Raw genomic sequence first — 25811 nt, forward strand, 5'->3', positions numbered from 1 at the left:
CCGTATGGCTGCTCCCGTGCGGGGGTTCGGCCGTGAGGGACACAGGCTGGGGCCGTACAGCTGCGGAGCAGCAGGGAACGAGCACGAGGAGCGGACGATGGTGGTGGCAGGCGTACTGGCCGGAGCGGCGGCGCTGGCGATGCTGACGGGTGGTGGAGGGGCGACCGCCGCGGGGGCTGCGCCCGGCGGGCCGGGGCCCACGGGGAGCGCGCCCGCCGGGGTGTACTGGCAGCGGGTCCATGCGCGGTTCGCGCCGCCCACGGCGTTCATCCCGTCGTCCGCGGTGACCTACGACATGCAGCTGGTGCCCGCGGCCTCCGAGATCGAGGTCGAGCAGACCACGGATCCCTCGGGCACCCGGGTGACGGCACGGCTGACCGGGCTGAAGCCCGGCCACGCGTACGGCATGGGGGTGCACACCCAACCCTGCGGCAGTACCCCCGCCGCGGCGGGCCTGCGGTACTCCAGTGGCAGTGCGGACGGCCGGACGCCGGGCCCCGACGCCGAGATGCTGCTGGACTTCACCACCGACACGAAGGGCGCGGCCTCGGTGACCGAACGCCGCAGCTGGAACTTCCGCCCCGGCGGCGCCCGGTCCGTGGTGATCGACGGGGTCCGGCGCGGTGCGGCGAACCCCGTCGCGTGTTTCACGGTCCCGTTCGGACCGGTGGCCGGCCCCGCCACGTGAGACACGCGGGCGGGGCCGGGCCGTGAGTATCAGGCCACGACGGCCGGGGCGGGCCCGGTGCGCCGGCGTGTGACGAGCACGGAGTCCAGCGCCAGCGCACCGGGGCCGGTGAAGACGAGCAGCAGGAAGGCCCAGCAGAACATCGCCGACGCTTCACCGCCGTTCTGGATCGGCCACAGGGCGTTGGGCTGGTGCACGTGGAAGTACGCGAAGGCCATCGAGCCGGACGCGATGAATGCGGCCGGGCGCGTCAGCAGCCCGGTCAGCACCAGCACGCCGCCCACGAGTTGGATGACGGCCGCGTATCCGGCGGGCCAGCTGCCCGCCGGCACCGTGCCGCCGCCCGAGGCGCCGCCGAGCACACCGAAGAGAGCTGCGGCGCCGTGGCAGGCGAAGAGCAGGCCGACCACGGCGCGGAAGAGTGCCAGGGCGTAGGGGCGTGCCCGGTCGGTCTGTTGGTCGAGCGCGGAGAACGCGCTGGATATGGCTGAAGGCATGACAGGGGAACTCCTTCGGTGGGGGACCGAGAGCAGCCTTAGATTAGGTATGCCTGACTAGAACTTGCAAGTTCAACATTCGGTCAGCTTTTCCGGTCCCCGCCCGGCCGGTGCCCCTCATTTCCTCCCTTTGTCCTCGTGACTGCCGGTCAGCGCTTCACCGGCCCGTCGCCGGGTCCGGCCCGGCCCCGGTCAGTTCCCGGTCCAGTACGGTCTCCAGCCGGCCGGTCTCACCGTCGTGCCGCGCCTGCACCATCCGCAGCCGGGAGGAGCGGCCCTGCAGATCGAGTGTCATCAGCTGGTTGCCGAACCACGGTCCGCCGCCGTCCTTGGCCCAGCTGACCGGCGTCTTCTCCAGCCGCCCGTGCCTGCGCAGGACCTGGCCGAGCGCCCGGCCCGCGCGGCTCCAGCCGAACCGGAAGACGAAACGCATGTACGCCGGAACGCTGTTGTGCACGGGGGAGCAGGTCAGCTGGAGTACCAGGGAGTCCGGCGCGGGCGAGGTGCCGTCCGGCCAGCGCGCTTCGGCGGCGTACGCGTGGTGGACGTCGCCCGACAGCACACAGATCGTCGCGGGGGCCCCCTCGCCCGTGCCCGCTTCGGCGATCAGCCGGGTCAACTCGCCGAAGGAGTCGGGGAAGGCCGCCCAGTGCTCCAGGTCCGCCGCCCTGCGCAGTTTCTCGCCCCGCCGTGCCCAGCGGTGACCGCGGACCCCCGCGCAGAGCGCCGCGTCCCAGTTCTCGGCGTCATGGACGAGTGGCGGGAGCAGCCAGGGCAGCGATGTCCCGATCAGGAGGTGGTCGTACGCGGCCCGGCCGTCCAGCGCCTGTTCGCGCAGCCACCGCGTCCCGGCGGAGTCGAGCATCGCCCGGTTCTGTTCGTCCAGGACGCGGGCGGCGCGGGAGTCGACCATCAGCAGCCGGGTGCGGCCGAAGTCGCGGCGGTAGCTCCAGCGGGTGAAGGCGTGATCGGCGTCGGCCGCCGCGGCGAACTTCCGCAGCGCCTCGGTGCCGTCCGGCTCCGCGCGCACCGTCGCGTACAGCTCGTCCGCCGCGAGTTCGGCGGGGGACAGGTTGCCGAGGTGCTGGTGGACCCAGTACGACATCAGCGCGCTGAGGATCCGCTCCTGCCACCAGGGCGTGGCGCGCATCTCCCGCTGCCAGGCGGCGCTGGTGTTCCAGTCGTCGATGACATCGTGGTCGTCGAAGATCATGCAGCTGGGGACGGTGGAGAGCAGCCAGCGCACCTCGGGGTCGAGCCAGGACTCGTAGTAGAGCCGGGTGTACTCCTCGTAGTCCGCGACCTCGGCACCCGGGGGTTCGCGCAGATCGCGGCGGGCCGCGAGCCAGTCGCGCGTGTCCGCCGACACCTCGTCCGCGTACACCTGGTCCCCGAGGAGCAGCAGTACGTCGGGCCGTTCGGCCGGGTCACCACCGGCCAGGGAGGCGGCGAGCGTGTCCAGTGCGTCGGGGCCGACCGGATCGGGCTCGCCCTGGGCGGGTGCGGCCCAGCGGCAGGACCCGAAGGAGACCCGTACATCCGGCGCTCCTGCCGGGCCCGCTGCCTCCGCACCGGGGTCCGGGGTCCGGATGGTGCTCGGGGGGAAGTGCGAGTCCGGTGGCGGCCACACCTGCTCGCCGTCGAGCCATATCCCGTACGGGGTTTCCGTTCCCGGGGAGAGTCCGGTCACCGGGACGAGCGCGTAGTGGTGTCCGGCGATCCGGAACGTGGGTGACTCGCCGCCCGCCCCGTCCGGACACCGGACCTCGACCGTGCGGGGCCCGTCGGCCTCGACCCAGACGGTGGCCGACTCCCCCCGGTCCCAGTCGACGTACCTCAGCAGTGGCCCCAGGCGCAGACCGGCCATGAATGTCCTCCTCCGTCGTTCCGTACCGTACGGACGTCGCCCAGTACCGTACGGAACAAGGCGGCGGAGGGGCATGGACGGGTGTCCGGCCCGCGGGCCGGGGGCGGCCGCGGCACAGTCGCACCGCGGCCGTTTCGGGGTGGGCCGGGAGTCCCTCCCGGTGCGGGCCCGGCACGCGGGGAGGGATTCCCGGCCCGCCCGGCAGCCGTTCAGCCGTCGGGCAGTACCACTGCTCAGCAGCCGTTCAGCACCCCCTGGAGTGCCGTCTTCTCGGCGGAGTCGACCGTGAGCTTGTAGTAGTGCTTCACCTCCACCCAGGCCCGGACGTAGGTGCACTGGTAGGCGGTGCGTGAGGGCAGCCACTCGGCCGGGTCCTTGTCGCCCTTGGACTGGTTGACGTTGTCCGTCACCGCGATGAGCTGCGGCCTGGTCAGGTCGTTCGCGTACGCCTGCCGCTGAGCGGTGGTCCAGCTGCTGGCGCCCGAGCGCCAGGCTTCGGCGAGCGGGACCATGTGGTCGATGTCCACGTCGGACGACGCCGTCCAGGTGGCGCCGTCGTACTCGGAGTACCAACTGCCGCTCGTCGCGGCGCAGGTGGAGCTCTGGACGACGTTCGTGCCGTCCCGCTTGAGTACGTCCTCGCGGGTGTCGCAGGATCCGGACTGGGTGATCCAGTGCGGGAACTTGTCCCGGCTGTAGCCGCTGGACGAGCCTTCGGCGGCGACGGTGAGGGAGCCGAGGTAGGTCCGTGCGGTGGCCGCGGACACCGGGGTGGGCAGGGCGGCCTGGGCGGCAGGTGCGGTGACGAGGCCGGCGAGGGTGATCCCGGCGGTCGTGGCGAGTACGGCTATTCGACGCGCGTAGACACCTGTGACTCGTGACATGCGAACTCCCGTGGGGTGGAGGGGCTTTGCCGGTCCGGCTCGCCCATTGTGGTGGCGCCCGATTGCCGTGGGGTGGGCGCTGGGTAACAGCCTGGCGACATGGGCACGTCACATTCAAGAGGGGCGTCGAGGTTTGACGTCCCGGCAGATTCCTCGTACGGGTGTGCGGTTGGGGTCGCAGGCGCACCGTGGGTGCGGACTCCGGGCCGTCCGCGGAGTGCTTCCGCTGGTCGCGGGCCCGGTGGCCGCCCCCGCCCGGACGGGCCGCGCCCGCGGAGCCCCTTGGCCCGGGGCGCGTGAGGCGGTTCCACGGGTGGCTGTCGGACTTTTGCTCGGCCGGGTCGTTCGTTCGGGTATTTCGCCGGATTTATGGCGTTGTGAGCGCCTTTCGGGTGGTGCGCCGGATGCGGATTCCCGCCGTGCGGTCCGACCGGTGCCCGCCTGTGGATCCGGTCACTCTCCCCGGCGCTCCAGCCGGCCGGCGAGTGTGCGACGTCCGCCGTAAGAGGCCGCTGTGGCGGGGCTGTTACGGCGGTCCTGCCCGGTGAGGCGCGGGCGGCCGTGACCGCTCCGGGGCTGGAGTGGGCGGTCGTCGGACGGATATGCCCCCGGTCGGTGCCGTATCGTGTACGGAGCAGAAGGGGAGTAGCTCTTCGCCGGAACGTCGACATACTGCCGAACCTCGGTTCGGCCGGCGCCCGGAGGCGGATCTTCTTGGAGACCCGCCAGCGAGACCTTCGGCAGCAGTGTCCTGTTGACGCTGCCGTGCCGAAGCGATCCCTTTTCTCTCTGAGTCAGGTCCTCTCGGTGCGGTCGGCTCGAACCGATTGAGGAACCATCCCATGATCAGCTTTACGATCCTGGCGATCACCTTCGGCGTGGTCTTTCTCGCCGAACTCCCCGACAAGACCGCGCTCGCCGGGCTGATGCTGGGCACCCGGTACCGGGCCTCGTACGTCTTCGTGGGGGTCGCGGCGGCGTTCGCCGTCCATGTCGCGCTGGCCATCGCCGCGGGCAGCGTGCTGACCCTCATCCCGCACCGGCTGCTCCAGGCGATCGTCGGTGCGCTCTTCCTCGCCGGCGCGGCGATGCTGCTCTTCAAGAAGGACGAGGAGGAGGAAGAGGTGAAGGCCCCCGCCGACCAGTCCTTCTGGAAGGTGGCGGGCGCCGGCTTCACGCTGATTCTCGTCGCGGAGTTCGGTGACCTGACCCAGATCATGACGGCCAACCTGGCCGCCCGCTACGACAGCCCCGTATCGGTGGGCATCGGCGCGGTGCTCGCGCTGTGGGCGGTGGGAGGCCTGGGAATCCTCGGTGGCCGCAAGCTGATGAAGCATGTGCCGCTGAAGCTGATCACGAAGATCGCCGCCGCGCTGATGCTGCTGCTCGCCGGATTCAGCCTGTACGAGGCCATCGCGGGCTGAGCCCGGACCGGGCGGGGCCGTGTCGTGGCTCCCCGGTGAGGGTCCCGGTGCGGGCCCGCACCGGGCCGGCAGTCCTCGCGCCCGTCAGCCCGCGACGTGGATCAGCAGCGAGCCGTCGTCCGCCCGCTCGACGCGAATGTGCGTCAGGTCGGGCACCTGAGCCGTCGGCCGGTGGGCGGCGGCCCGCGGGCCCACGCCCACGACCCGCATCCCCGCGGCCCTGCCCGCGGCGATTCCCGCCTCCGAGTCCTCCAGGACAACGCACTCCGCGGGGGTGAAGCCCAGTTCGGCCGCGCCCTTGAGGAAGCCCTCCGGGTCCGGCTTGCTGGCGCCGACGTTCTCCGCGGTGACCCGGACCTCCGGCATCGACAGACCGGCGGCCGTCATCCGGGCCCGCGCGAGCGCCGCGTCGGCCGACGTGACGAGGGCGTGCGGCAGGCCCGCGAGGGACGCCATGAAGGCCGGAGCGCCGGGGATCGGTACGACGCCCTCGGTGTCGGCCGTCTCCAGGGCGAGCATCTCGCGGTTGTCGGCGTAGTTCTCCTCGACGGGCCTTTCCGGGAGGAGGATGGCCATCGTCGCGTAGCCCTGGCGGCCGTGCACCACCTTGAGCGCCTCGTGCGGGTCCAGGCCGTGGGAGACGGCCCAGCGGTGCCAGATGCGCTCGACCACGGCGTCCGAGTTCACCAGCGTCCCGTCCATGTCGAGGAGCAGTGCGCGTGCGGGCAGGACGGTCATCAGGAACTCCAGAGGTGCGGGAGCGGGAACAAGGCGGTCCCGCCCGCCGGTCAGGGTGTACGGGCGGAACCACTTTGTTTCAGTAGGGTACAAAACAAAGTGTGCCGTACGCCAGCTGTCCTGGTCACGCCCACCGGTCGTACCCCGGCAGCACCGGCCCTACGGCTGTCGCGTCGTCGCCTCCAGCGCGCGTCGGGTCCGTGTCCCGTAGACGCCCGGCGGATCGTCCTTGAGGCCCATCCAGGACTGATAGGTGCGTACCGCCTCCACGACGTCCTGGTCGAACAGGCCGTCGGCGGGGTCGCGGTACAGGTAGAGCTGCGTCAGCCGCTGCTGGAGCTCCACGACATCGGGGCCGCTGTCGCCCTGGCGCAGTACGGCGGCGGGTGGCGCGACGGACCGGGGCGGGCGCGCGCCGGCGGTCCCGTCGGACCCCGGCGCGGGGGAGCGCGAGGGCGTCGGGGCCGTAGCGGAAGCCTGCCCCGACGTGGCCGTGGGCGAGGGACCACCGGAGGGAGTGCCGGTGGCGGACGGGGCCGGCAGCGCCGGCGTGGTCGGCGTGGACGCCGTGCCGGTGCGGGACCTGGGCGTCGCGGACGCCGACGGCGGGGCGGACGGCCCGGCCGGTATGTGCGGGGCGCTCGTCACCACGTCGGGCAGGGCCTCGTCCCGGGGCGGACCCTGCGGAGAGAACAGCCCGGCGGCGAACGCCGCGCCGCCCAGTACCGCTACCGCCGCCACCCCGCCCGCGATCACGGTGAAGGGTCTTCGCCGCCCTGCCGGCGGCTCCGGTGTCCCGCCGGGACCCGTGACCGTGTCCGGTTCCGCGCCCCGCCCGGCGCCGGGCTCCGTCACCCGCACGGCGGCGAGCGGCACGGTCGGGTACGCGGCCCCCACCACATCGTCCGCCGGATCCGGCGGCGGATCCGGCAGCCGCACATACGGTCGTATGCGCAGCGGATCAAATTCCTCGTGCTCCTCATGGCTCACTTGGCCACCCCCTTGAACTCGCGGCGATTATGCCGCAGCACCAGGATGGGAGACATGGCTCAGGAAACCCCGGCACCCCCGGCGGCGCCGGCGGCGGCCGACGGTCAGCCCCAGCGGTCGGTCCTCGTGGCGATCGGCGCCCTGCTGCTCGGAATGCTTCTCGCCGCCCTCGACCAGACGATCGTCTCCACCGCGCTGCCCACGATCGTCAGCGACCTCGGCGGCATGGAGCACCTGTCCTGGGTGGTCACGGCGTACATGCTGGCCTCGACGGCGGCCACGCCGCTCTGGGGGAAGCTCGGCGACCAGTACGGCCGCAAAAAGCTCTTCCAGACAGCCATTGTCATCTTCCTGATCGGCTCCGTCCTGTGCGGCGTCGCGCAGAACATGCCGCAGCTCATCGGCTTCCGGGCCCTTCAGGGCCTCGGCGGCGGCGGCCTGATGGTGCTGTCGATGGCCGTTGTCGGCGACATCGTCCCGCCTCGCGAACGCGGCAAGTACCAGGGGCTGTTCGGCGCCGTGTTCGGTGCGACGAGCGTCCTCGGGCCGCTGCTCGGCGGGGTCTTCACCGAGCACCTCACCTGGCGCTGGGTGTTCTACATCAACCTCCCCATCGGCGTGATCGCCCTCGGGGTCATCGCCGCCGTGCTGCACATCCCGGTCCGCTCCACGAAGCACACCATCGACTACCTCGGTACGTTCCTCATCGCCTCCGTCGCGACCTGCCTGGTGCTCGTCGCCTCGCTCGGCGGGTCCACCTGGGCCTGGGACTCGGCGCAGATCATCGGGCTCGCGGTGCTCGCGGTGGTGCTGCTCGCGGCTTTCCTGCGCGTGGAGCGCGCCGCCGCCGAGCCCGTACTGCCCCTGAAGCTCTTCCGTATCAGGACGTTCGTGCTCTGCTCGCTCATCAGCTTCATCGTCGGCTTCTCGATGTTCGGTGCGATGACCTATCTGCCGACCTTCCTCCAGGTCGTCCAGGGCGTATCGCCCACCATGTCCGGCGTGCACATGCTGCCGATGGTGTTCGGTCTGCTGCTCTCGTCGACCGTTTCGGGGCAGATCGTCAGCCGCACCGGCCGCTGGAAGGTCTTCCCGATCGCGGGGACAGGCATCACCGCGATCGGGCTCGCGCTCCTGCACCGGCTGACCGAACACAGCTCCACCTGGTCGATGAGCGCCAGCTTCTTCGTGTTCGGGCTCGGGCTGGGGCTTGTGATGCAGGTGCTGGTCCTCGTCGTGCAGAACGCGGTGAGCTACCAGGACCTCGGTGTCGCCACCTCGGGAGCGACCTTCTTCCGTTCGATCGGCGCTTCCTTCGGCGTCGCCATCTTCGGCACCATCTTCACCACCCGGCTGCACGGAAAACTCAGCGACGCCCTGGCCGGCCGGCCGCTGCCGCCGGGGGTGAGCACGGACAGTCTGCAGGCCGACCCGCGTGCCATCGCCGCGCTCCCGCCGAGTCTGCGCCCGCAGGTGCTGCACGCCTACGCCTCGTCCATCACCGACGTCTTCCTGTACGCGGTCCCCGTGGTGCTCCTCGCCTTCGTCGTCGCCTGGTTCCTCAAGGAGGACAAGCTGCGCGGCTCGGTGACCACCCCGGAGGCCAGCGAGACGCTCGCGTCCAACCCCGTCCAGCGGTCGTCCTACGACGAGGTGATGCGGGCCCTGTCGGTGCTCGGCAGCCGGGAGGGCCGCCGGGAGATCTACGAGACCATCACCGCGAAGGCCGGCTACGACCTGCTTCCCGCCACGAGCTGGCTGCTGCTGCGCATCAAGCGCCACGGTCTGGTCGAGCCCGGCCAGCTGGCCGAGATGGCGCCGGTCCCGCTGCGGGTCATCACCGAGGCGGCCCGGCAGGCCGAGGAGCGGGGCCTCGCGGTACGCGAGGGGGTGCAGCTCGCCCTGACCGATCCGGGCGTGAACGCCGCTGCCCGGCTCGCCAAGGCACGCGAGGATTCCCTCTCCGAGCTGCTCGGCGACTGGTGGGGCCCTGAAAGGCCGACCGACCTGGTCGTCCTGGTCGAGGAGCTGAACAGCGAACTGTGCGGCTCGGACGCCGAATGGCCCCGCGAGCACCGGACGGTCTGAGGGTCCGGCCCGGCCTCCTCCGCCCTCCACGGACCGGTCCGCGCGACCCTGAAGGGGCGTCGTGCAAGGACCCCTTGCAGGTCAGCCAGGTCCCTTACAGGTCAGTCAGGTCCTTGCCGTACCAGATCTCCATGTACGGGCCCGTCGTGTACGCCGGTATCTCCCGGTATCCGTGGCGTACGTAGAGTCCGCGCGCCTCGACGAGATCGAGCCGGGTGTTCAGCACCATCCTGGTCGCCCCGAGCTTCCGCGCCGCGTCCTCCAGCCCGGCGAGCAGCAGCGCGCCGCCGCCCGTGCCGCGCTTTCCGGGGCGGGTGTAGACGCGGGTGAGCTCGGCGGTCGTGGCGTCGAGCAGGAGCACCCCGCCGCAGGAAGCGGGCCCGCCCCCGTGCCGTCCGACGAGGAACTCCCCGGTAGGGAAGGACAGTTGCTCGACGCCGTCGTCCGCCAGGCCCTCGTCGATCTCCTGCTCGGTGGCGGCCCGCCGCCAGTAACGGCTCGCCACCTCGTCGTAGTAGGAGCGGCGCAGGGCGTACGCGTCGGCGCTGTCGAAGGGCTCAGGGGCCACGATCCAGGTCACCGGAGACAGTGTGGCCGGTGTGCGGCTGTTTGACACTCGAATTCCGGGCAACTCGAACGACGTACGAATTACCGCACGTCCGCGAGGAGGAAGGCACCCATGTCCACAGTCCTGATCGTCGCAGTGATCGTGGTGTTCGTCGCCGTTGTCGCCGCTTTTCTGCACTTCGGGCCCGGCCGGGGGACCGGCCGTGGCAGCCTGAGACGACGTTTCGGCCCGGAGTACGACCGGGTGCTGGCACGTCATGACGGAGACACCAAAGCCACCGAGGCCGAGCTCGGCGCGCGGGTCGAACGGCACGGTTCGCTGACGGTGAGCCGGCTGACCCCGGAGACGCGTGAACGGTATGTGGCCCGGTGGACCGGGCTCCAGGAGCAGTTCGTCGACGCGCCGCAGCAGGCGGCCTACGAGGCCGAGCGACTGGTCGGCGCACTGGCCCACGAGCGGGGTTTTCCGGCCGCCGATGACCAGGAGAACCATCTCGACGCGCTGTCGGTCCACCACCCCCATCACGTCAACGGCTACCGCACGCTGCACAGTTCGGTACGGGACGGCGGGGGGACCGAGGAGCTGCGCGCCGCGTTCCTCGAGGCGCGCGGACTCTTCGGTGAACTGGTGTCCACGAGGGACCACGATCCGGACCGCGGGCCCGGCCGGGCCCCCGGCAGGCAGAAGGTGCTGCCGGTGCGGCATCACGCGAAAGGAGAGGGTGCGTAATGGCGTACGAACAGGAGAGGCCTGAGCGGTTCGATCTGCCGGAGCGGCCGGAAACGCCGCCGGCGCGGGCCGGGGACAGGCGTGCCGGGCAGGTGCCCGATCCGACGGCCGGTGTCCACTACCCGGCCGACGCGAGCGGCCCCGACGGCGGCGCGCCCGCTTCCAGGGCCGGTTCGGGCGGGCCCGCCTCGGGCCTGCGCACCCCGGACGTACGCGGCGACGGCTTCGAAGCGGCTGCGCCCGGCGGGCACGGGACCCCGCACGTGCCGGACTCCGTCGCGGAGTCGGGCGCGGACCCCAGCGCGGATGTGCGGGGGAGCGGGTATGCGACCGAGGACGCCGGCCGGCACGCGACCGGACATACCGGCGGGCACGCCAGGGGGCCGGCCGACCCGGCGGTCGCCGCAGCCCCGGTGGGCGCCGGACTCCTGCCCGCCGGTGAACGCGAGAAGCTGGAGCACCGTCTGCACGGAGCTGTCAGTGGCTTCGTCGACACCCCGCGCGAGGCCGTCGAGGAGGCCGACCGGGTCCTCGACGAGACGGTGACGAGAGTGACCGGCCTCCTCGCCGAGCGCGTCGGCGCCCTGCGGACGTCCTGGCACGACGCGGGCCGGGAGTCGCAGACGGAAGAGCTGAGGCTCGCGCTCCGCACCTACCGTGAGGTGACGGAGCATCTGCTGAAGCTGTGATCAGCCGTTCTTCGGGGCGGCCTGCTGGACGACCTCGAAGGACCACAGGGATGAGCCGGAGGCGGCGGGCTTTGGACGCTCGCCGCCTTCGCCGTTCCCGGCGTGGGCGCCGCGCATGGACGTCGCCATCCACTTCTCGAAGTCGGCCTCGCTGGCCCAGCGGGTGTAGACGAGGTACTGGTCGGTGCCCTCGACCGGGCGCAGCAGCTCGAACCACTCGAAGCCGTCGGAGTTCTCGACGGATCCCGCGCGGGAAGCGAACCGCTTCTCCAGGATCTCGCGCTGCTCGTCGGGCACGGACAGGACATTGATCTTCACGATGCTCATATCGCCCATCCTGCCGTACCGGCCGGACGCCGTGCCGGACGGGTCAGGCGAGCACCTGCGCCAGGACGAAACCGTCGTAGCCCTTGCTGCCCACCGTCTGGAGCGCGGTCGCGCTGAGCTTCGGGTGCTCGGCGATCATCTCGATCAGCGCCCGGGTGCCCTGGACCCGCGGGTCCGTGCTCCCCGGGTCGACGACCGCGCCGTCGCGCACCACGTTGTCCCCGATGATCACGCTCCCCGGCCGGGTCAGCTTCAGGGCCCATTCGAGGTAGTGCGGGTTGTTCGGCTTGTCGGCGTCGATGAAGACCAGGTCGAACGGGCCGGCGCCCTCGGCGGCGAGCTGCGGCAGGGTGTCGAGGGCCGCGCCCGTCCTGACTTCGGCGATGGCGTCGAGCCCGGCGCGCGCCAGATTGGCACGGGCCACATCGGCAGCCGCCGGGTCCGCCTCCAGGGAGACGAGGCGGCCGTCGGACGGGAGCGCCCTGGCCAGCCAGATGGTGCTGTAGCCGCCGAGCGTGCCGAATTCGAGGATGGTGCGCGCGCCCTGGATGCGGGCCAGCAGATGCAGCAGCTTTCCCTGGTTCGGGGCGACGTTGATCGGGAGCAGTCCGGCGGCGTCACTGGAGGCCAGGGCTGCGTCCAGGGCGTCGTCGGCGGGGGCCAGGTGGTCGGTGAAGTAGCGGTCGACCTCGGTCCACTGGTCCTGGTCCTGGTGCTGGGGCATGGATTCCTCTCGGACGGTCCAGGTGGGTTCCTGTTGGGAACTCACTCCTAATCTACTGGTGGACCGAACACGCGGCCGGAGGGGGGCGGTTCAGGAGACCGGCGGTGGCGCATGCACCGGCGCCGGGGGTGCCACCGGGCGGCGGCGCGCGGCGGATACGAGGAGCAGCGCCGCCACCACGAGTACCACCAGGACACCGCCGGCGGTCAGGAGCCAGACGGGCACCCCGCCCGCGGTCAGCAGCTTCTCGTCGTGGATGACCCGTTGGTACGGCCGGTCGGACGCGGTCCGCCGCAGTTCGTGGTCGCCGTCGATCCGGGACGGCACGGGGAAGCTCTGCTCCAGCGCGGTCAGATACCGCTCGCCACCCGCGAACCGGCCCAGCGCACCCCCGGACGGGACCTTCCCCGCGTAGGTCACATCGGGCGGCAGTCCGCCGATAGCGCTCCGGGGCTCCATGCGGTGGGCGGCCAGCACATACAGCCCCAGCGTCTGGGGCGTCCGCGCGCGCCGGGACAGCCGCATCGGATAGACCAGCCGGTCGCTGGCGAAGTCCAGCCGCAGCGGGTCGAGGACGCCCGCCAGTGCCGCGCCCTTGCGGTCGGGGGCCAGCCGCACCGCGACGTACTCCCACTTCTGGGCGACATACGGCTGGAGGTCCTTCGGCATGCCGCCGGGCAGCCGGAAGCCGTTCAGCCGCAGCCAGCTGTCCAGAGCTCCGGGGTCCGTCGCTGTCAGCCTGGCGACATCGAAGGGCCCCAGCCGTTCGCGGCCGACGACTCCGACGGCGGGGGCGCCCGCGGCCCGGTGCGGAGCGCCGTACGAACCGTCCCCGGACCCGGTGCCGAAGGGCCAGTCGCCGCTCCGCGGCCAGAAGTGGTCACGGGTGCGGTGCACCGGGGCCGTGACCGAATCCAGCGCGTCGAAGAGTGCGTTGTCACCGAGCGAGACAGTGGCCCGGTGCGGGACCGGCATGATCCAGGCGGCCTGCGCCGCGTCTCCCGAGACCGTCAGGCTCATCACGATCTGTTCGCTGTGGCCGTCCCAGCGCACGGCCGAGGTTTCCCGGTCCACATTCAGCCGGGACGACGGGTCGTGCACCAGCGCCCCGCAACCGCAGGCGTACGCCGGTGCCATCAGCGACCCGAGCTGTACCCCCAGCAGCGCGAGCACCACCAGCAGCGTGCGGCTCCGGAGCCGCCGTGCCGGCCGCCGTGTCCGCGAGGGCTGCAGGCTCCACCCCCGTGCGCCTGCGCCCCGTGTTCGTATCCGCCGCACCAGTGCCCCCTGTACCCGCGTCCCCCGCGGCCCTCCGCGCCGTGCCGCGGTGCCGTCGTCCGACACGAGCACAGACGGCGCCCGCAGCAGGTCGGTTCCGGACAACCCGGCGCCCCTCGCGCGGCTGTGAGCGTACGGCGAACCGGGGGGTCCACGGACCGGCGCCCTCAGCGGGCGGAGCCGGGCAGTGCTTGAATGGCCCGGCGAGGGGGGCCGGTCGCCGACCGGCCGGGGCGGCGAGCCCCGCGGCGGGTATCTCCGCACTCCCAACGGTTCTCGTCACCGCGATCCTTGGCCGGAAACGACCGGGCCGGGTCAGGTGAACAGGGGGTTGCCTGCGTCCCTACCCCGGAGCAGTGCGAGTCTCTATCAGACACAGGGACCGGGTATTTCCGGGTATGAGGACGGGTGGAGGGCCGACGCGGCGTGGCGAACGACGGGCACAGCGGTACGCGGACTGCGGTGGACGCAGGCGCGGGAATCGAGCGGGCACGGGCGGTGCTCTGGCTGGTCGTCGCCGCACTGGCGGTCCGGCAGGTGACAGCCATACTGCGGTTGCCGCCCAGCAGGCGTCTCACCGACCTGGAGACGTGGACGGGCGCGGACGGCGTGCTGCACCTCGGCGGCCCGCTCTACGCGACCGGGAAGTTCACCGGTACCCCGTTCGCCGGTCTCGTGCTGAAACCGCTCACCCGCTCCGCGGAGCAGAGCCTCGGCGTCGCCTGGACGTTCGGGTCCCTGCTGCTCGTCGTCATCCTCGGTATGGTCGCCTCGCGTGCGCTGCCGGGCGGCGCCTCCCGGCGCACTTCGCTGCTCGCCGCCCCCGTCGCGATCAGTCTGCTGATGCTCTCGCTGCCGGTGCGCAACGCGTTCCACCTCGGCCAGACCAGCATCATCCCGGTCCTGCTCGTCCTGCTGGGGTGCTTCACCGTGCGGGACGAGCGGGGCTCCGGACTGCTCATCGGGCTCGGAGCGGCGCTCCAGCCCACCGTCCTGCTCTTCGTACCGCTCCTCTGGCTGACCGGCCGCAGACGCGCGGCCCTCACCGCGGCCGCCTCGTTCGCCGTCTGCACGGGGCTCGCCTGGGCCGTGATGGCGCGAGACTCCTGGACGTACTGGATCCACCACGTCGCGGGAGCCGGTCTCGGTTCGCATCCGGACGGTCTCGCCAACCAGTCCATGCACGGCGCGCTGCTCCGCTTCGGGCTGCACGGCCCGCTGGAGATCGTGGTCTTCCTGGTCCTCGCCGTCGTCGTCTCGGTACTCGCGCTGCGGCGCGCGGTGCGGTACGCGAACGACGGACAGCTGCTGCTCGCCGTCGCGGTGACCGGCTGCGCCGCGGTCGCCGTCTCGCCGACCGCCTGGCAGCACCAGCTGCTGTGGGTGCTGCTTGCGGTCGTCGGCCGGGTCGGCCGGCGCGCCGCCGACCGGATGGTCTGGCCCGTGGTCGTCGTGCTGGTGAGCACCCTGCCGGGCACCATGCTGCTGCCCAACATGGCGGCTCTGTACCCGGTGCGGGACAACGTGGTGCTGCTGACCGCACTGGCGGCGGCCTGCGCGGTGCCGTTCATGGAGCGCACCGCGCAGGGCTGGAACGCCGCGGTGCCCACCGTGTACGCCACGCCTGTCCCGGCCCGCTGGAGCCGGGTCCCGCTGGTGCCGTTCTGGCGCCGGGTGCTGGCCCGTCCCAATCTCCTGCTCGAACTTCTCGCGATCCGCGTCGGCTACTCGGTGTACTCGCACATCAGGGCGGCCGCGACCGGCGGCCGGCCCACTGCCGAGGCGCACGGCCGCACGGTCGTGTCGATCGAGAAGGCCCTGCACATCAACATCGAGCACTGGGCCAACCACTCGGTGGCGAAGGTCCACTGGCTCGAATCGTTCTTCAACTTCTACTACGAGTCGTTCCACTTCGTGGTGCCGCTGGCGATCCTCGCCGTGCTGTACGTCCGCCGTCCCAGTGACTACCGCTGGGCGCGTACCTCGCTCTCGTTCGCCACCCTGCTCGGTCTGGTCGGGTTCTACTTCTTCCCGCTGGCTCCGCCGCGGCTGATGCCGGGCCTGGGATTCATCGACTCGGTCCACGGGGTGCAGGACCTGGCGCACCCGGACTACGGTGCGATGACCGCGATGACCAACCAGTACGCGGCGATGCCCTCACTGCACTTCGGCTGGGCGCTGTGGTGCGGGATCACCGTTGCGGTCCTGGTCCCGAAGCGCTGGATGAAGGCGGTCGCGCTGCTGCACCCGCTCTTCACCGTCAGCGCGATCATCGCCACCGCCAACCACTGGGTGCTCGACGCGATCGGCGGAGCGACAGTGGTGGCACTCGGCTTCGGACTCACCTACCTCCTGGCCGGCCCGCGCAGCCTGCAGGTGCCGGCGGAAGCGGCCGACGGCGGGACGGCGGGCGGGGCGAAGGCCGATACCAAGGCGGGCATCAGCGACAAGGCTGACCTCGGCAGCAAGAGCGACGAGGCCGGCGAGGCCGGCGAGGCCGACAAGGCAGAGGTCAAGGGCGGACGCGGAGCCCGCGGCCCGGCCGGCGAGGGGCCGGTGCGCGGGAGCGGCGCCGGACGCACTCGGCCCGTCCCCGCTCCGTCGCCGGAAACGGGCGGGCGGCCCGAGGCGGAACCCGAGGCGGCCGGCGCCGGCTGACCGTCAGCCCAGTTCGGTGTCGCCGAGTGAGACGAGGAGCCGGCGCAGCCCGGCGCCGAGAGCGTCCCGCTCGGCCGGGGCCAGGCCGGACAGCATCCGGTCCTCGTTCTCCACATGCGTCACGACCGCGGCTTCCACCAGGTCGAAACCCTCGGTGGTGAGCCGTACGTTGACCGCGCGCCGGTCGGTGGGGTGGGCGCCGCGGGTGCACAGGCCGCTACCGGCTGGGCACCGACGAACTGGTCGTCGGCCCCGACGGTGGCTCGTCGATCTCGATGGAGGACCTGGCGGTCGTGCTGCTCGACGAGGCCGAGCAGCCCCGGCACCACCGGGTCAGGTTCACCGCCGGGTACTGAGGCCCCCGCAGGGGTCCGTCCCGACGGCCGCAGCCCGGACCGGCGGCCGCTCCCGCGTTGCGGTCAGCCGCGGTTCACCTGGAGCTCTTTGATCCCGTTCAGCCAGGCCGAGCGCAGCCGGCGTGGGTCGCCGGTCAGTCTCAGGTCCGGCAGTACGTCGGCGATGGCGTTGAAGATCAGGTTGATCTCCAGTACCGCGAGCGACTTGCCCAGGCAGAAGTGCGGGCCCCCGCCGCCGAAGCCGAGGTGCGGGTTGGGGTCGCGGGTGATGTCGAACTGCTCCGGGTTCTCGAAGACTTCGGGGTCGTTGTTGGCCGACGAGTAGAAGATGCCCACCCGCTCACCGGCCTTGATCCGCTGCCCGCCCAGTTCCAGGTCCTGGGTCGCGGTGCGCTGGAAGGAGACCACCGGAGTGGCCCACCGCACGATCTCCTCGGCCGTCGTGTCGGGTCGTTCGGCCTTGTAGCGCTCCCACTGCTCGGGGTGGGTGAGGAAGGCGTGCATACCGTGGCTGATCGCGTTGCGGGTGGTCTCGTTGCCCGCGACGGCGAGCAGGATGACGAAGAAGCCGAACTCGTCCGAGGAGAGGTTCCCCTCGCCCTCGGCGGCGACCAGTGTGGAGACGATGTCCTTGGCCGGGCACTCCTTGCGGTCCGCCGCGAGGTTCATCGCGTACGAGACGATCTCCATCGCCGCCTCGGTTCCGACCTCCTCCGTGATCGCGTACTCCGGATCGTCGTACGAAGCCATCTTGTTGGACCAGTCGAAGATCTTGGAGCGGTCCTGCTGCGGTACGCCGATGAGTTCCGCGATGGCCTGCAGCGGCAGCTCCACCGCGATGTTGGTCACGAAGTCGAAGGACCCGTCGTCCGCCGCGCCCGCCAGCGCGGTCTCGACGATGGAGCGGGCCCGGTCGCGCAGCGCGTCCTCCAGTGAACGGATGGCGCGCGGGGTGAAGCCGCGCTGGACGATCTGGCGGACCCGGGTGTGCTCAGGCGGGTCCATATTGAGCATGATCAGCCGCTGGACGTCGATCTGGTCGCGGCTGATCGACTCGTTGAACCGGATGACCGCCGTGTTGGTGTTCGACGAGAACAGCTCCGGGTGTGTGGAGACGTATTTGACGTCGGCGTGCCGGGTGACCGCCCAGTACCCCTCATCGCTGAAGCCCGCGATCCCGGCCGGCTGGGCGCACCACCAGACCGGTGCGGTCTGCCGGAGCTGTGTGAACTCCGGGTGCGGGACCCGGGCCTGGAGAAGGTCCGGATCCGTGAAGTCGAACCCTTCGGGCAGATGGGGGCAGTGCATCGGCTCCTCCAACTCCAGGCCTGGCTGACTGTGTCTGACCGCTGACTGTCTGACGACCCATCAGAATCTGCCCGAAAGATAGTAACGAGTTCTACAAGGAGCAAGGGGTCCGGGCCGAGTTGTTGCGCGCGAAGCCGGTGCCCGGAGCCGCAAGACCCGTGCAAGGCCCTTGCGTACCGGGGGTAGCACTCATAAGACTGAACGGAGAACTAGAACGCGTATCAGTTCTTCCGTGCGGGCGCCGGGACGCCCCAGCGGATGTGGAGGAGAGGACGAGCTCATGGCCGCGGAACCCGTCATCGTCGAAGCCGTACGTACCCCGATCGGGAGGCGCGGAGGCGCCCTCGCCAATCTCCATCCCGCCTACCTGCTGGGCGAGACCTACCGTGAACTCCTGGGCCGTACCGGCATCCACGCCGACTGCGTCGAGCAGATCGTCGGCGGCACGGTGACCCACGCGGGGGAGCAGTCCATGAATCCGGCACGCAACGCGTGGCTGGCGATGGGGCTGCCGTACGAGACGGCCGCGACCACCGTCGACTGCCAGTGCGGGTCCTCGCAGCAGGCCAGCCACATGGTGGCCAACATGATCGCGGGCGGGGTCGTGGACGTCGGCATCAGCTGCGGTGTCGAGGCGATGTCCCGGGTGCCGCTGGGCAGCGGCTCCAAGCACGGCCCGGGGAAGCCCTTTCCCGATGAGTGGAACGTCGACCTGCCGAACCAGTTCGAGGCCGCCGAGCGGATCGCGCGCCGCCGGAACCTCACCCGTGAGAACGTCGACTCGCTCGGGCTCATCTCGCAGGAGCGAGCCGCCGCGGCCTGGGCCGAGGAGCGTTTCAAACGGGAGACGTTCGCCGTCCAGGTGCCCACGACCGAGGACGAACAGGCCGCAGGGCAGGGCATGTGGCGGCTCGTCGACCGCGACGAGGGGCTGCGCGACACCACCATGGAAGGGCTCGCCGGGCTCAAGCCGGTGATGCCGGTCGCCGTGCACACCGCGGGCAACTCCTCGCAGATATCCGACGGCGCCTGCGCGATCATGTGGGCGTCCAAGCGGATGGCGCGCGCGCTCAAGCTCAGGCCGCGGGCACGGATCGTCGCCCAGGCACTGGTGGGTTCGGACCCGCACTTCCATCTGGACGGCCCGGTCGACGCGACGCGTGCGGTACTCGGGAAGGCGGGCATGTCGCTCAAGGACATCGACATCGTCGAGATCAACGAGGCCTTCGCGTCGGTGGTGCTGAGCTGGGCGCAGGTCTTCGAGCAGGACCTGGAGAAGGTCAATGTGAACGGCGGGGCGATCGCGCTGGGACACCCGGTGGGGGCGACGGGGGCGCGGCTGATCACCACCGCGCTGCACGAGCTGGAGCGCAGGGACAAGGAGTTCGCGCTGATCACGATGTGCGCGGGCGGCGCACTGGCCACGGGCACGATCATCCAGCGGCTCTAGGCTGCGCCCGCGGAGTCGCGCCTGGCGTGCGACGCCCGGTACGCGCTTTCGCCGCACCGGGCGAAAGCGCCGAGTACGCTCCGTACGAGGGCTTCCGCCCGGCCCGCCCAGAGCACGCACCGGTCGCCGCGCGCCCGCCCCGTGCGACGGCGCGACGTCGCGGACACGGCCTGGTCCGAGGCGAGCGGCCAGGGGCCCGCCGGTGGCCGCAGTGGGTTCTGCCCGCCTCGGGTCCTGTTGATCCCTGTGCAAGGACCCCTGAGGGAGACGGTCTGTGTGAACAGTGCTCCGCGGCGATCTTCGGTCCGGTGTCCCCTGGCCGTGGCGATGGTGCTCGTCCTGGCGTCCGCTGCGGGCTGTGGCTCCGGTGGGCCTGGGGCCGCATCCTGTGCGGCGGCGATCAAATTCGACGAACGGACCTATCTGGGAATGGGGGTGGGCATAAAATTTCACATCGGGAGGCGATTGGGCACAGCTCCCACGGTGACCTGCAACGACACCGGGCGAAAGTCTGGGCGTAGTGAAGAGTCGTATCTCGCTGTGTACGAAATCAATGAGCTGGACAGGGCGGACGCTGTGGGAGTCGGAGAGAAGGAGAATCCCGCTCTGTACGTTGCTCAGGACGGCGGTCACCTTCCGCCCGAAGTGAGCAGACTGTTGAAAGGCTCGCGGAACTGATCGTCAGGCGTCGCACGGGTGATGTCTTCCCGGCGGTGATCGCTGGTGTGCGACATCGGGCGCGGCCACGTAGGCGATCAGGCGAAGTCCCCGCTTCGGAGGTATCGGCGGCGGTGGAGCCGGCGACGAAGCCATGGCTTGCGGCAGTGGGGCGAAACAGAACCTCTTCACCCCGAGGAGTCGCACTCGGAGATGGCCGACCGCCGGCAGGGGCGTCCCTTGCGTGCGCTGGAGGTCTACTCCGCTGACGGGCAGCGACTCGGCGCCGACGACACCACCGTCCGCAAAATCGGCCGACCGGGACTCCTGAAGGGCCTGATCGTGGGTTGTCTGCCACCGGCGGAAACCCAGGTGGCCTCGGCGCGCGATCCGGGTAGAGTCGCGCCATGCCCGAGCTGAAGCGGCTGCACACCGGCCACGCCCCGGCGGTCCTGGCCTTCGAGCTGGCGAACCGCGCCTACTTCGCTGTCTCGATCTCCGACCGCGGCGACGACTACTTCGACCGGTTCACCGACCGGTACAACGCCGCGCTGGCCGAGCAGGAGGCGGGCATCTGCGCCTTCTACGTACTCCTCGCCGAGGACGGCTCGGTACTCGGCAGGTTCAACCTGTACGACTTGGAGGACGGCGCTGCCCGACTCGGCTACCGGGTCGCGGAGCGGGTCGCGGGCCGCGGCGTGGCGACCGCGGCCGTCCGGGAACTGTGCCGGATCGCGCCGGCGACGCACGGTCTGCGCACGCTGCGGGCAGCCACCTCTCACGACAACGCCGCGTCCCGGAACGTCTTGGCCAAGGCCGGGTTCGTCCCGGTCGGCCCTGCCGCCCCGTCCGATCTCGGCGGTGAGTCGGGCACTTGGTACCAGCGCGACCTCCAGCCATAGCCCCGTTCTTCCGGCTGAAGGCAGTCGCGCCGGTCTCGGGGCCGTACGACCTCGAAGGCGCCGAGGTGCCCGGCATGTTCAACGGCAGCGTCAACAACACCAGTGCGGTCTTCTGCATGGCGTACTTCGTGACCGCGCAGAACCGGGTCCACCCGCTCTGCAAGACCCCCGCCGATGCCTTCCGCCGACCCTACGACAGGACGGCCGAGTCGCTCTTCGACGGCCTTCACGAGGACGAGGACATCGTCAAGGACGAGGACATCGTCAGGGCGCTGCCCTCCACCCTGAAGGACCTGTTCACACCGGAGTTCTACGCGCGGATCAAGCAGCCCGCCGGCGCTTTCAAGGACGTCCTGCGGGCCAACGACGGTACCTGTGACTGGAAGCCCGCCGTGCCCGTGCACCTCTTCAGCGCGAGCGGCGACACCGACGTGCCGATCGCCAACGCCCGTAACTGCGCCGGCCGGCTCGCCGCGCACGGCACGCACGCCCCGGTGACCGACCAGGGTGCGGTCGACCACAACCGCACCTTCATGAAGTCGGCGCCGCAGACAGTCAGCTTCTTCGACCGGGTGGCCGGCCGGGACTGACACCGGCTCCGGGCGTGGCCGGCGGCCAGGAGCCCTCCTCCGCCCCGGCGGCCTCATTCGCGCCGGAGTCCGCCTCCGCTTCGAAGGAGGCCCCGGCTTCGAAGGCCGCACGCCGGGTCGCCCTGCGCAGCGCCTTGAGCACGGTCGGGCCGATGGCAAGAGTCAGCACCACCGTGACCGCCGCACGACCCAGGTCCCAGCCGAGGGAGGTCGCCGCGCAGTACGCGAAGAAGCGCGTCAGGTTCGCTCCGACCGCGTCACCGGGATGGAAGGAGATACCCGTGGAGAGTCCGCCGATGTACGTCCAGCCCTGCAGGTTCATGACGGTGCCGTACGCGAACGCCGCCGCGCAGCCGTACCCGGCGAGCATCAGCAACTCGGCGCGCCCGCGCAGCCGCCGTGCACCGGGCAGCAGCCCGGCGCACATCGTGAACCAGCCCATCGCCAGCATCTGGAAAGGCATCCAGGGCCCGACACCACCGGTCAGCAGTGCGGAGGCGAACATCGTCACCGAGCCCAGCACGAAGCCGAATCCGGGGCCGAGCACCCGACCGCTCAGCACCATCAGGAAGAACATCGGCTCAAGGCCCGCCGTGCCCGCGCCGAGTGGACGCAGGGCGGCGCCGACGGCCGCCAGCACTCCGAGCATCGCCACCGCCTTCGCGTCGATACCGGCGTCGGCGATGGTCGCCACGACCACGCCCACCAGGAGCGGGAGCAGAGCGGCGAACAGCCACGGGGCGTCCTGCGAGTGCGCGAGCCCGGAAGCGGAGTCGGCGAGCAGCGGCCAGCCGAACGCGAACACTCCGATCACCGTGATCAGCACAAGCGCGGCAACCGAGCGGGGCCCGAGCCCGATGGCCCTCACAGCGCCTCCCGGACCTGGGCCACCGTCAGCCAGTCCTGCGGCGCGAGGATCTTCGATACCTGCGGTGCGAAGGACGGGGAGGAAACCACGACCTCCGGAGTCGGCCCGTCCGCGACGATCTCGCCGTCGGCCAGGATGACGACCCGGTCGGCGAGTTCGGCTGCCAGCTCCACGTCATGGGTGGCGAGGACGATGGCATGCCCGTCCCGCGCCAGTGCGCGCAGTACTCCGACCAGCCTGCCCTTCGCCGCGTAGTCCAGGCCCCGTGTCGGCTCGTCGAGCAGCAGGAGCGGAGGGCGGCCGGTCAGCACGATCGCGAGGGCCAGCGCGAGCCGCTGGCCTTCGGAGAGGTCACGCGGATGGGTGGAGTCCGGTACTCCGGGAAGCAGCTCGCAGACGAGCGTCCGGCAACTGCCCGGATCGGCGCCGGCGTCGGCGTCGGCCGCCGCGCACTCGGCGGCGACCGTGTCCGCGTACAACAGGTCGCGCGGCTCCTGCGGTACCAGCCCCACTCGGCGGATCATCTCGCGCGGAGGCGTCCGGTGCGGGGTCCTGCCCCCGACCCGCACCGCCCCGGACGACGGCTCGTGCATCCCGACGAGGGTGCCGAGCAGTGTCGACTTGCCCGCCCCGTTGCGGCCCATCAGGGCGACGGTCTCGCCGGGCCGCACCGAGAGGGAGATCTGCCGCAGCGCCTCGACCCGGCCGCGCCGCAGCCCCAGCCGCTCGGTGGTGGCGACAGGACCGGCGGGCGGGGGAGCGGGCGGGTCGGTGCGGGTGCGGCCGTCCAGCCGTTCGCGCAGTGCGCCCGCCCGGCGCCGTGCGTCCCGCACGGACAGCGGCAGCGGGTCCCAGCCCGCCAGCCTGCCCAGTGCCACGACCGGCGGGAACACCGGGGACGCCGCCATCACCTCGGCCGGAGCGCCGATGACCGGAGCCTCGCCGGGGCCGGGCAGCAGGATCACCTGGTCCGCGTACTGCACCACCCGCTCCAGCCTGTGCTCGGCCATCAGCACGGTGGTGCCGAGGTCGTGCACCAGCCGCTGCAGGACGGCCAGTACCTCCTCGGCGGCGGCGGGGTCCAGCGCGGACGTGGGTTCGTCGAGCACCAGCACCTTGGGGTGCGGGGTGAGCACGGAGCCGATCGCCACCCGCTGCTGCTGACCGCCGGAGAGCGTCGCGATCGGGCGGTCACGCAGCTCGGTGAGGCCCAGCAGATCGAGGGTCTCCTCCACCCGCCTGCGCATCACGTCCGGTGCGACACCCAGCGACTCCATGCCGTACGCCAGCTCGTCCTCGACGGTGTCCGTCACGAAGTGGGCGAGCGGATCCTGCCCCACCGTCCCCACCAGATCGGCGAGTTCACGTGGCTTGTGGGTGCGGGTGTCCCGCCCGTCGACGGTGACCCGGCCGCGCAGTACCCCACCTGTGAAGTGCGGCACCAGACCGGACACCGCACCGAGCAGCGTCGACTTGCCGACGCCCGACGGGCCGACGAGCAGCACCAGTTCGCCCTCGGGCACGGTGAGATCGACCCCCCGGACGGCGGGCTCCGCGGCATCGGCGTAGGTGACCGACACCTGCTCGAAGCGGATCACTTACATCCCCTCCTTCGGTGTGGGGTCCTGCGCTACTGGGTCCCTCTGCGCCGGGCCCCTCGGCACGGGCCCCGTCGGTACGGGCGTCTTCGGCATGGGCGTCTTCGGCACGGGCGCCTCCGGTGTGGGGGCAACGAAGGCGGGAAGCAGGCCGATCAGTACGGCGGCCGCCGGCCACAGCGGCAGTCCGGGGGCGACCAGCGGCACCACCCCGGGGTGCAGAGCCACCGCATCACCGGAGCCCGCCCAGATCATCAGCGCGGCCACCGCGGCCCCCGAGCCAGCGACCAGCCAGGCGCGTGGCCCCCACCGGTCGGGCCGGTAGCGCGTACGCACGGACCTGCGGCCGCCCAGCCTGAGCCCGGCGAGCGCGGCCAGGAGCCCCACGCCGAGTACCGGCAGACCGTACGAAGCGCCCTCCGCGGCCAGCAGCCCGTACGTCCCCGCACAGACCCCCAGCAGCCCGCCCAGGGTCAGCACGGTCGTGGTGTGCCGTACCGCACGCGGCACCTGCGCGGTACGGCCGTAGCCGCGCGCGTCCATCGAGGCCGCGACGGCGACCGACCGCTCCAGAGCCCCCTCCAGGACCGGCAGCCCGATCTGCAGCACGGCCTTCACGCCGCCGGTGGGACGGCCGCGCAGCCGCCGCGCGGTCCGCAGCCGCACCACGTCCGCGACCATGTTCGGCGCGAAGGTCATGGCGACGACGACGGCCACCCCGACCTCGTACAGGGCGCCGGGCAGGGACTTGAGGAGCCGGGCCGGATTGGCGAGCGCGTTGGCGGCGCCCACACAGATCAGCAGTGTGGCCAGCTTGGCACCGTCGTACAGCGCGAAGACCAGCTGCTCCGCCGTCACCCGGCCACCGACCCGCACCCCCTGCGCCCAGTGCGGGAGCGGGAGTTCGGGCAGGGTGAACAGCGTGTGCGAGCCGGGTACCGGGGAGCCGAGCACCACGGAGAACACCAGCCGGACACCGATGACGAACAGCCCGAGCCGCACGAACGTGCCGTACGAGCGGGCCCACGGCGCGTCCGTGCGCCGGGCCGCCACCACATAGCCCGCGACGCCCACGAGCAGACCCAGCAGCAGCGGATTGGTCGTGCGGGACGCGGCGGTGGCCAGCCCCAGCGCCCACAGCCACCAGGCCCCCGCATGGAGGCTGTTACTGCGGCCGACGGCAGGGGCGCGGAGCGATACCGTCATCCGCTGTTTCGCCTGCGGCGTGCCTGCCACGCACCGGCCGCGCCCAGCACGACCACCGCGGCGATCCCGCCGACGAGCCCCGCGGACGGCCCGCCGCTGTCACCGCCGCCGTCGGCGTGACCCTGCGCGGCGCCGTCCGCCGGCTTACCGCTGCTGTCCGGGTGGGTCCGCGACACCTGCTCGCCGCAGCCGGTCCTGGGGTAGCCCGCGATCGAGCAGAGCAGCGCGTCACTGTTGTAGCGCAGTGGCCTGGCGACGGCGGCGAGCGCCTCGGCGCTGGTCGCGTCCCCGCCGACCCGGGCACACACGGTGCGCTCGGCAGGCGGCTTCCCGCTGTCCGGGGCGTCGGCCGCCGTACCGAAGTCGATGACCAGCGCGACCCGCTTGGAACCGCCCTTCGCCGGGGTTTTCGCGCAGATGCCGTCGAAGGTGAGGGCGCCGCTCCGCGCGGGGACGCGTGGCTTGGTCGCGTCCTGGGAGTCGGCACTGACGGCGAACCGGAACCCCTGTACGTCCCCGTCGGCGGGCCGGGCCGTCGACGGGCCCTGCGTGGCGTACTGCCAGCCGTTGCCCGACCGGTCCCAGAACGACCAGTACCGGTACCCGGCGGCCTGCGCGGGAGCCGCCCCGAGCACGGTGAGTGCGGCGAGCGAGGCCAGCGCGAGGACGGCCGTGCCGGTCAGCAGGGCCGGGCCCCTCCCTCCGTCGTGTGTACGGGGCATCGGGC

At 71.6% G+C, this 25811-nt stretch carries 24 protein-coding genes; 10 read left to right on the forward strand and 14 right to left on the reverse strand.

Features of this window, described 5'->3' with window-relative positions; genetic code table 11:
- Positions 1–4 precede the first annotated feature (4 nt).
- Positions 5–688: a superoxide dismutase family protein gene (locus OG584_RS25215; protein ID WP_405781132.1), complete on the forward strand. Its 684-nt coding sequence runs from the start codon at positions 5–7 to the stop codon at positions 686–688.
- A 29-nt stretch (positions 689–717) separates the two neighbouring features.
- Here OG584_RS25215 and OG584_RS25220 read toward each other — a convergent pair whose 3' ends face one another.
- The 3 genes from OG584_RS25220 to OG584_RS25230 all read right to left on the reverse strand — a co-directional run bounded on the left by OG584_RS25220 (position 718) and on the right by OG584_RS25230 (position 3936).
- The gene (locus tag OG584_RS25220) at positions 718–1185 is read right to left on the reverse strand and encodes a DoxX family protein (protein ID WP_405781133.1); all 468 of its coding nucleotides are present in this window, start codon (positions 1183–1185) and stop codon (positions 718–720) included.
- Between the two features lie 157 nt (positions 1186–1342).
- Positions 1343–3052, reverse strand: a complete 1710-nt coding sequence (locus tag OG584_RS25225; protein ID WP_405781134.1) for an alkaline phosphatase D family protein — start codon at positions 3050–3052, stop codon at positions 1343–1345.
- A 233-nt stretch (positions 3053–3285) separates the two neighbouring features.
- Positions 3286–3936, reverse strand: coding sequence for an HNH endonuclease family protein (locus OG584_RS25230; protein ID WP_405781135.1), 651 nt, complete (start codon positions 3934–3936; stop codon positions 3286–3288).
- An 842-nt stretch (positions 3937–4778) separates the two neighbouring features.
- Here OG584_RS25230 and OG584_RS25235 point away from each other — a divergent pair.
- Positions 4779–5360, forward strand: a complete 582-nt coding sequence (locus OG584_RS25235) for a TMEM165/GDT1 family protein (RefSeq protein ID WP_405781136.1) — start codon at positions 4779–4781, stop codon at positions 5358–5360.
- Positions 5361–5444: 84 nt separating this feature from the next.
- Here OG584_RS25235 and OG584_RS25240 read toward each other — a convergent pair whose 3' ends face one another.
- Together OG584_RS25240 and OG584_RS25245 are read right to left on the reverse strand one after the other, a co-directional pair.
- Entirely contained in the window at positions 5445–6098 is a 654-nt protein-coding gene (locus tag OG584_RS25240; protein ID WP_405781137.1) for an HAD-IA family hydrolase, read from the reverse strand.
- Positions 6099–6257: 159 nt separating this feature from the next.
- Positions 6258–7088 (reverse strand): peptidoglycan-binding protein, encoded by an 831-nt coding sequence (locus OG584_RS25245; RefSeq protein WP_405781139.1) that lies wholly within the window; start codon positions 7086–7088, stop codon positions 6258–6260.
- A 54-nt stretch (positions 7089–7142) separates the two neighbouring features.
- Here OG584_RS25245 and OG584_RS25250 point away from each other — a divergent pair, with 54 nt between their 5' ends.
- A complete protein-coding gene (locus OG584_RS25250; protein WP_405781140.1) occupies positions 7143–9176 on the forward strand; it encodes a DHA2 family efflux MFS transporter permease subunit in 2034 nt (677 codons plus the stop codon).
- 94 nt (positions 9177–9270) lie between these two features.
- Here the strand turns inward: OG584_RS25250 and OG584_RS25255 are convergent, their stop codons facing one another.
- Positions 9271–9756, reverse strand: a complete 486-nt coding sequence (locus OG584_RS25255; protein WP_405781141.1) for a GNAT family N-acetyltransferase — start codon at positions 9754–9756, stop codon at positions 9271–9273.
- A gap of 99 nt (positions 9757–9855) precedes the next feature.
- On the opposite strand from OG584_RS25255, the gene OG584_RS25260 reads away from it, so the two are divergent.
- Positions 9856–10473 carry a hypothetical protein gene (locus tag OG584_RS25260; RefSeq protein ID WP_405781143.1) on the forward strand — a complete coding sequence of 206 codons (618 nt, stop codon included), beginning with the start codon at positions 9856–9858 and terminating at the stop codon, positions 10471–10473.
- On the forward strand, positions 10473–11162 hold the full coding sequence (locus OG584_RS25265; protein ID WP_405781144.1) for a hypothetical protein: 690 nt from the start codon (positions 10473–10475) through the stop codon (positions 11160–11162). The genes OG584_RS25260 and OG584_RS25265 overlap by 1 nt, the downstream gene beginning before the upstream one ends.
- Here the strand turns inward: OG584_RS25265 and OG584_RS25270 are convergent, their stop codons facing one another.
- The 3 genes from OG584_RS25270 to OG584_RS25280 form a co-directional block, all read right to left on the reverse strand.
- On the reverse strand, positions 11163–11489 hold the full coding sequence (locus OG584_RS25270) for an antibiotic biosynthesis monooxygenase family protein (protein WP_405781145.1): 327 nt from the start codon (positions 11487–11489) through the stop codon (positions 11163–11165).
- Between the two features lie 43 nt (positions 11490–11532).
- Positions 11533–12213: an O-methyltransferase gene (locus OG584_RS25275; RefSeq protein WP_405781146.1), complete on the reverse strand. Its 681-nt coding sequence runs from the start codon at positions 12211–12213 to the stop codon at positions 11533–11535.
- 90 nt (positions 12214–12303) lie between these two features.
- Positions 12304–13350: a DUF2330 domain-containing protein gene (locus OG584_RS25280; protein WP_405784275.1), complete on the reverse strand. Its 1047-nt coding sequence runs from the start codon at positions 13348–13350 to the stop codon at positions 12304–12306.
- A 603-nt stretch (positions 13351–13953) separates the two neighbouring features.
- Here OG584_RS25280 and OG584_RS25285 point away from each other — a divergent pair.
- Positions 13954–16149, forward strand: a complete 2196-nt coding sequence (locus OG584_RS25285; RefSeq protein ID WP_405784276.1) for a bifunctional glycosyltransferase 87/phosphatase PAP2 family protein — start codon at positions 13954–13956, stop codon at positions 16147–16149.
- A gap of 419 nt (positions 16150–16568) precedes the next feature.
- Here the strand turns inward: OG584_RS25285 and OG584_RS25290 are convergent, their stop codons facing one another.
- Entirely contained in the window at positions 16569–17813 is a 1245-nt protein-coding gene (locus tag OG584_RS25290) for a cytochrome P450 (protein WP_405781147.1), read from the reverse strand.
- A gap of 280 nt (positions 17814–18093) precedes the next feature.
- On the opposite strand from OG584_RS25290, the gene OG584_RS25295 reads away from it, so the two are divergent.
- The 4 genes from OG584_RS25295 to OG584_RS25310 all read left to right on the forward strand — a co-directional run bounded on the left by OG584_RS25295 (position 18094) and on the right by OG584_RS25310 (position 21412).
- The gene (locus OG584_RS25295) at positions 18094–19263 is read left to right on the forward strand and encodes a steroid 3-ketoacyl-CoA thiolase (RefSeq protein WP_405781148.1); all 1170 of its coding nucleotides are present in this window, start codon (positions 18094–18096) and stop codon (positions 19261–19263) included.
- 327 nt (positions 19264–19590) lie between these two features.
- Complete coding sequence (locus tag OG584_RS25300) at positions 19591–19941, forward strand: DUF6281 family protein (RefSeq protein ID WP_405784277.1); 351 nt, start codon at positions 19591–19593, stop codon at positions 19939–19941.
- Between the two features lie 386 nt (positions 19942–20327).
- Positions 20328–20822, forward strand: a complete 495-nt coding sequence (locus tag OG584_RS25305) for a GNAT family N-acetyltransferase (RefSeq protein WP_405781149.1) — start codon at positions 20328–20330, stop codon at positions 20820–20822.
- Entirely contained in the window at positions 20795–21412 is a 618-nt protein-coding gene (locus OG584_RS25310) for a hypothetical protein (RefSeq protein WP_405781150.1), read from the forward strand. Before OG584_RS25305 ends, OG584_RS25310 begins: the two co-directional genes overlap by 28 nt.
- Here OG584_RS25310 and OG584_RS25315 read toward each other — a convergent pair.
- Genes OG584_RS25315 through OG584_RS25330 form a run of 4 tightly spaced genes read right to left on the reverse strand, consistent with a single transcriptional unit; the run spans position 21378 to position 25806 of the window.
- Positions 21378–22313 carry an ECF transporter S component gene (locus OG584_RS25315; protein WP_405784279.1) on the reverse strand — a complete coding sequence of 312 codons (936 nt, stop codon included), beginning with the start codon at positions 22311–22313 and terminating at the stop codon, positions 21378–21380. The two genes, OG584_RS25310 and OG584_RS25315, sit on opposite strands and share 35 nt — an antisense overlap.
- Positions 22277–23878 carry an ABC transporter ATP-binding protein gene (locus OG584_RS25320; protein ID WP_405781152.1) on the reverse strand — a complete coding sequence of 534 codons (1602 nt, stop codon included), beginning with the start codon at positions 23876–23878 and terminating at the stop codon, positions 22277–22279. The genes OG584_RS25315 and OG584_RS25320 overlap by 37 nt, the downstream gene beginning before the upstream one ends.
- Complete coding sequence (locus OG584_RS25325) at positions 23879–25084, reverse strand: energy-coupling factor transporter transmembrane component T (protein WP_405781153.1); 1206 nt, start codon at positions 25082–25084, stop codon at positions 23879–23881.
- Positions 25081–25806 (reverse strand): SCO2322 family protein, encoded by a 726-nt coding sequence (locus OG584_RS25330; protein ID WP_405781154.1) that lies wholly within the window; start codon positions 25804–25806, stop codon positions 25081–25083. The genes OG584_RS25325 and OG584_RS25330 overlap by 4 nt, the downstream gene beginning before the upstream one ends.
- Between the last annotated feature and the right edge of the window lie 5 nt (positions 25807–25811).

The organism is Streptomyces sp. NBC_00859 (assembly GCF_045161865.1).
Taxonomy (GTDB): Bacteria; Actinomycetota; Actinomycetes; order Streptomycetales; family Streptomycetaceae; genus Streptomyces.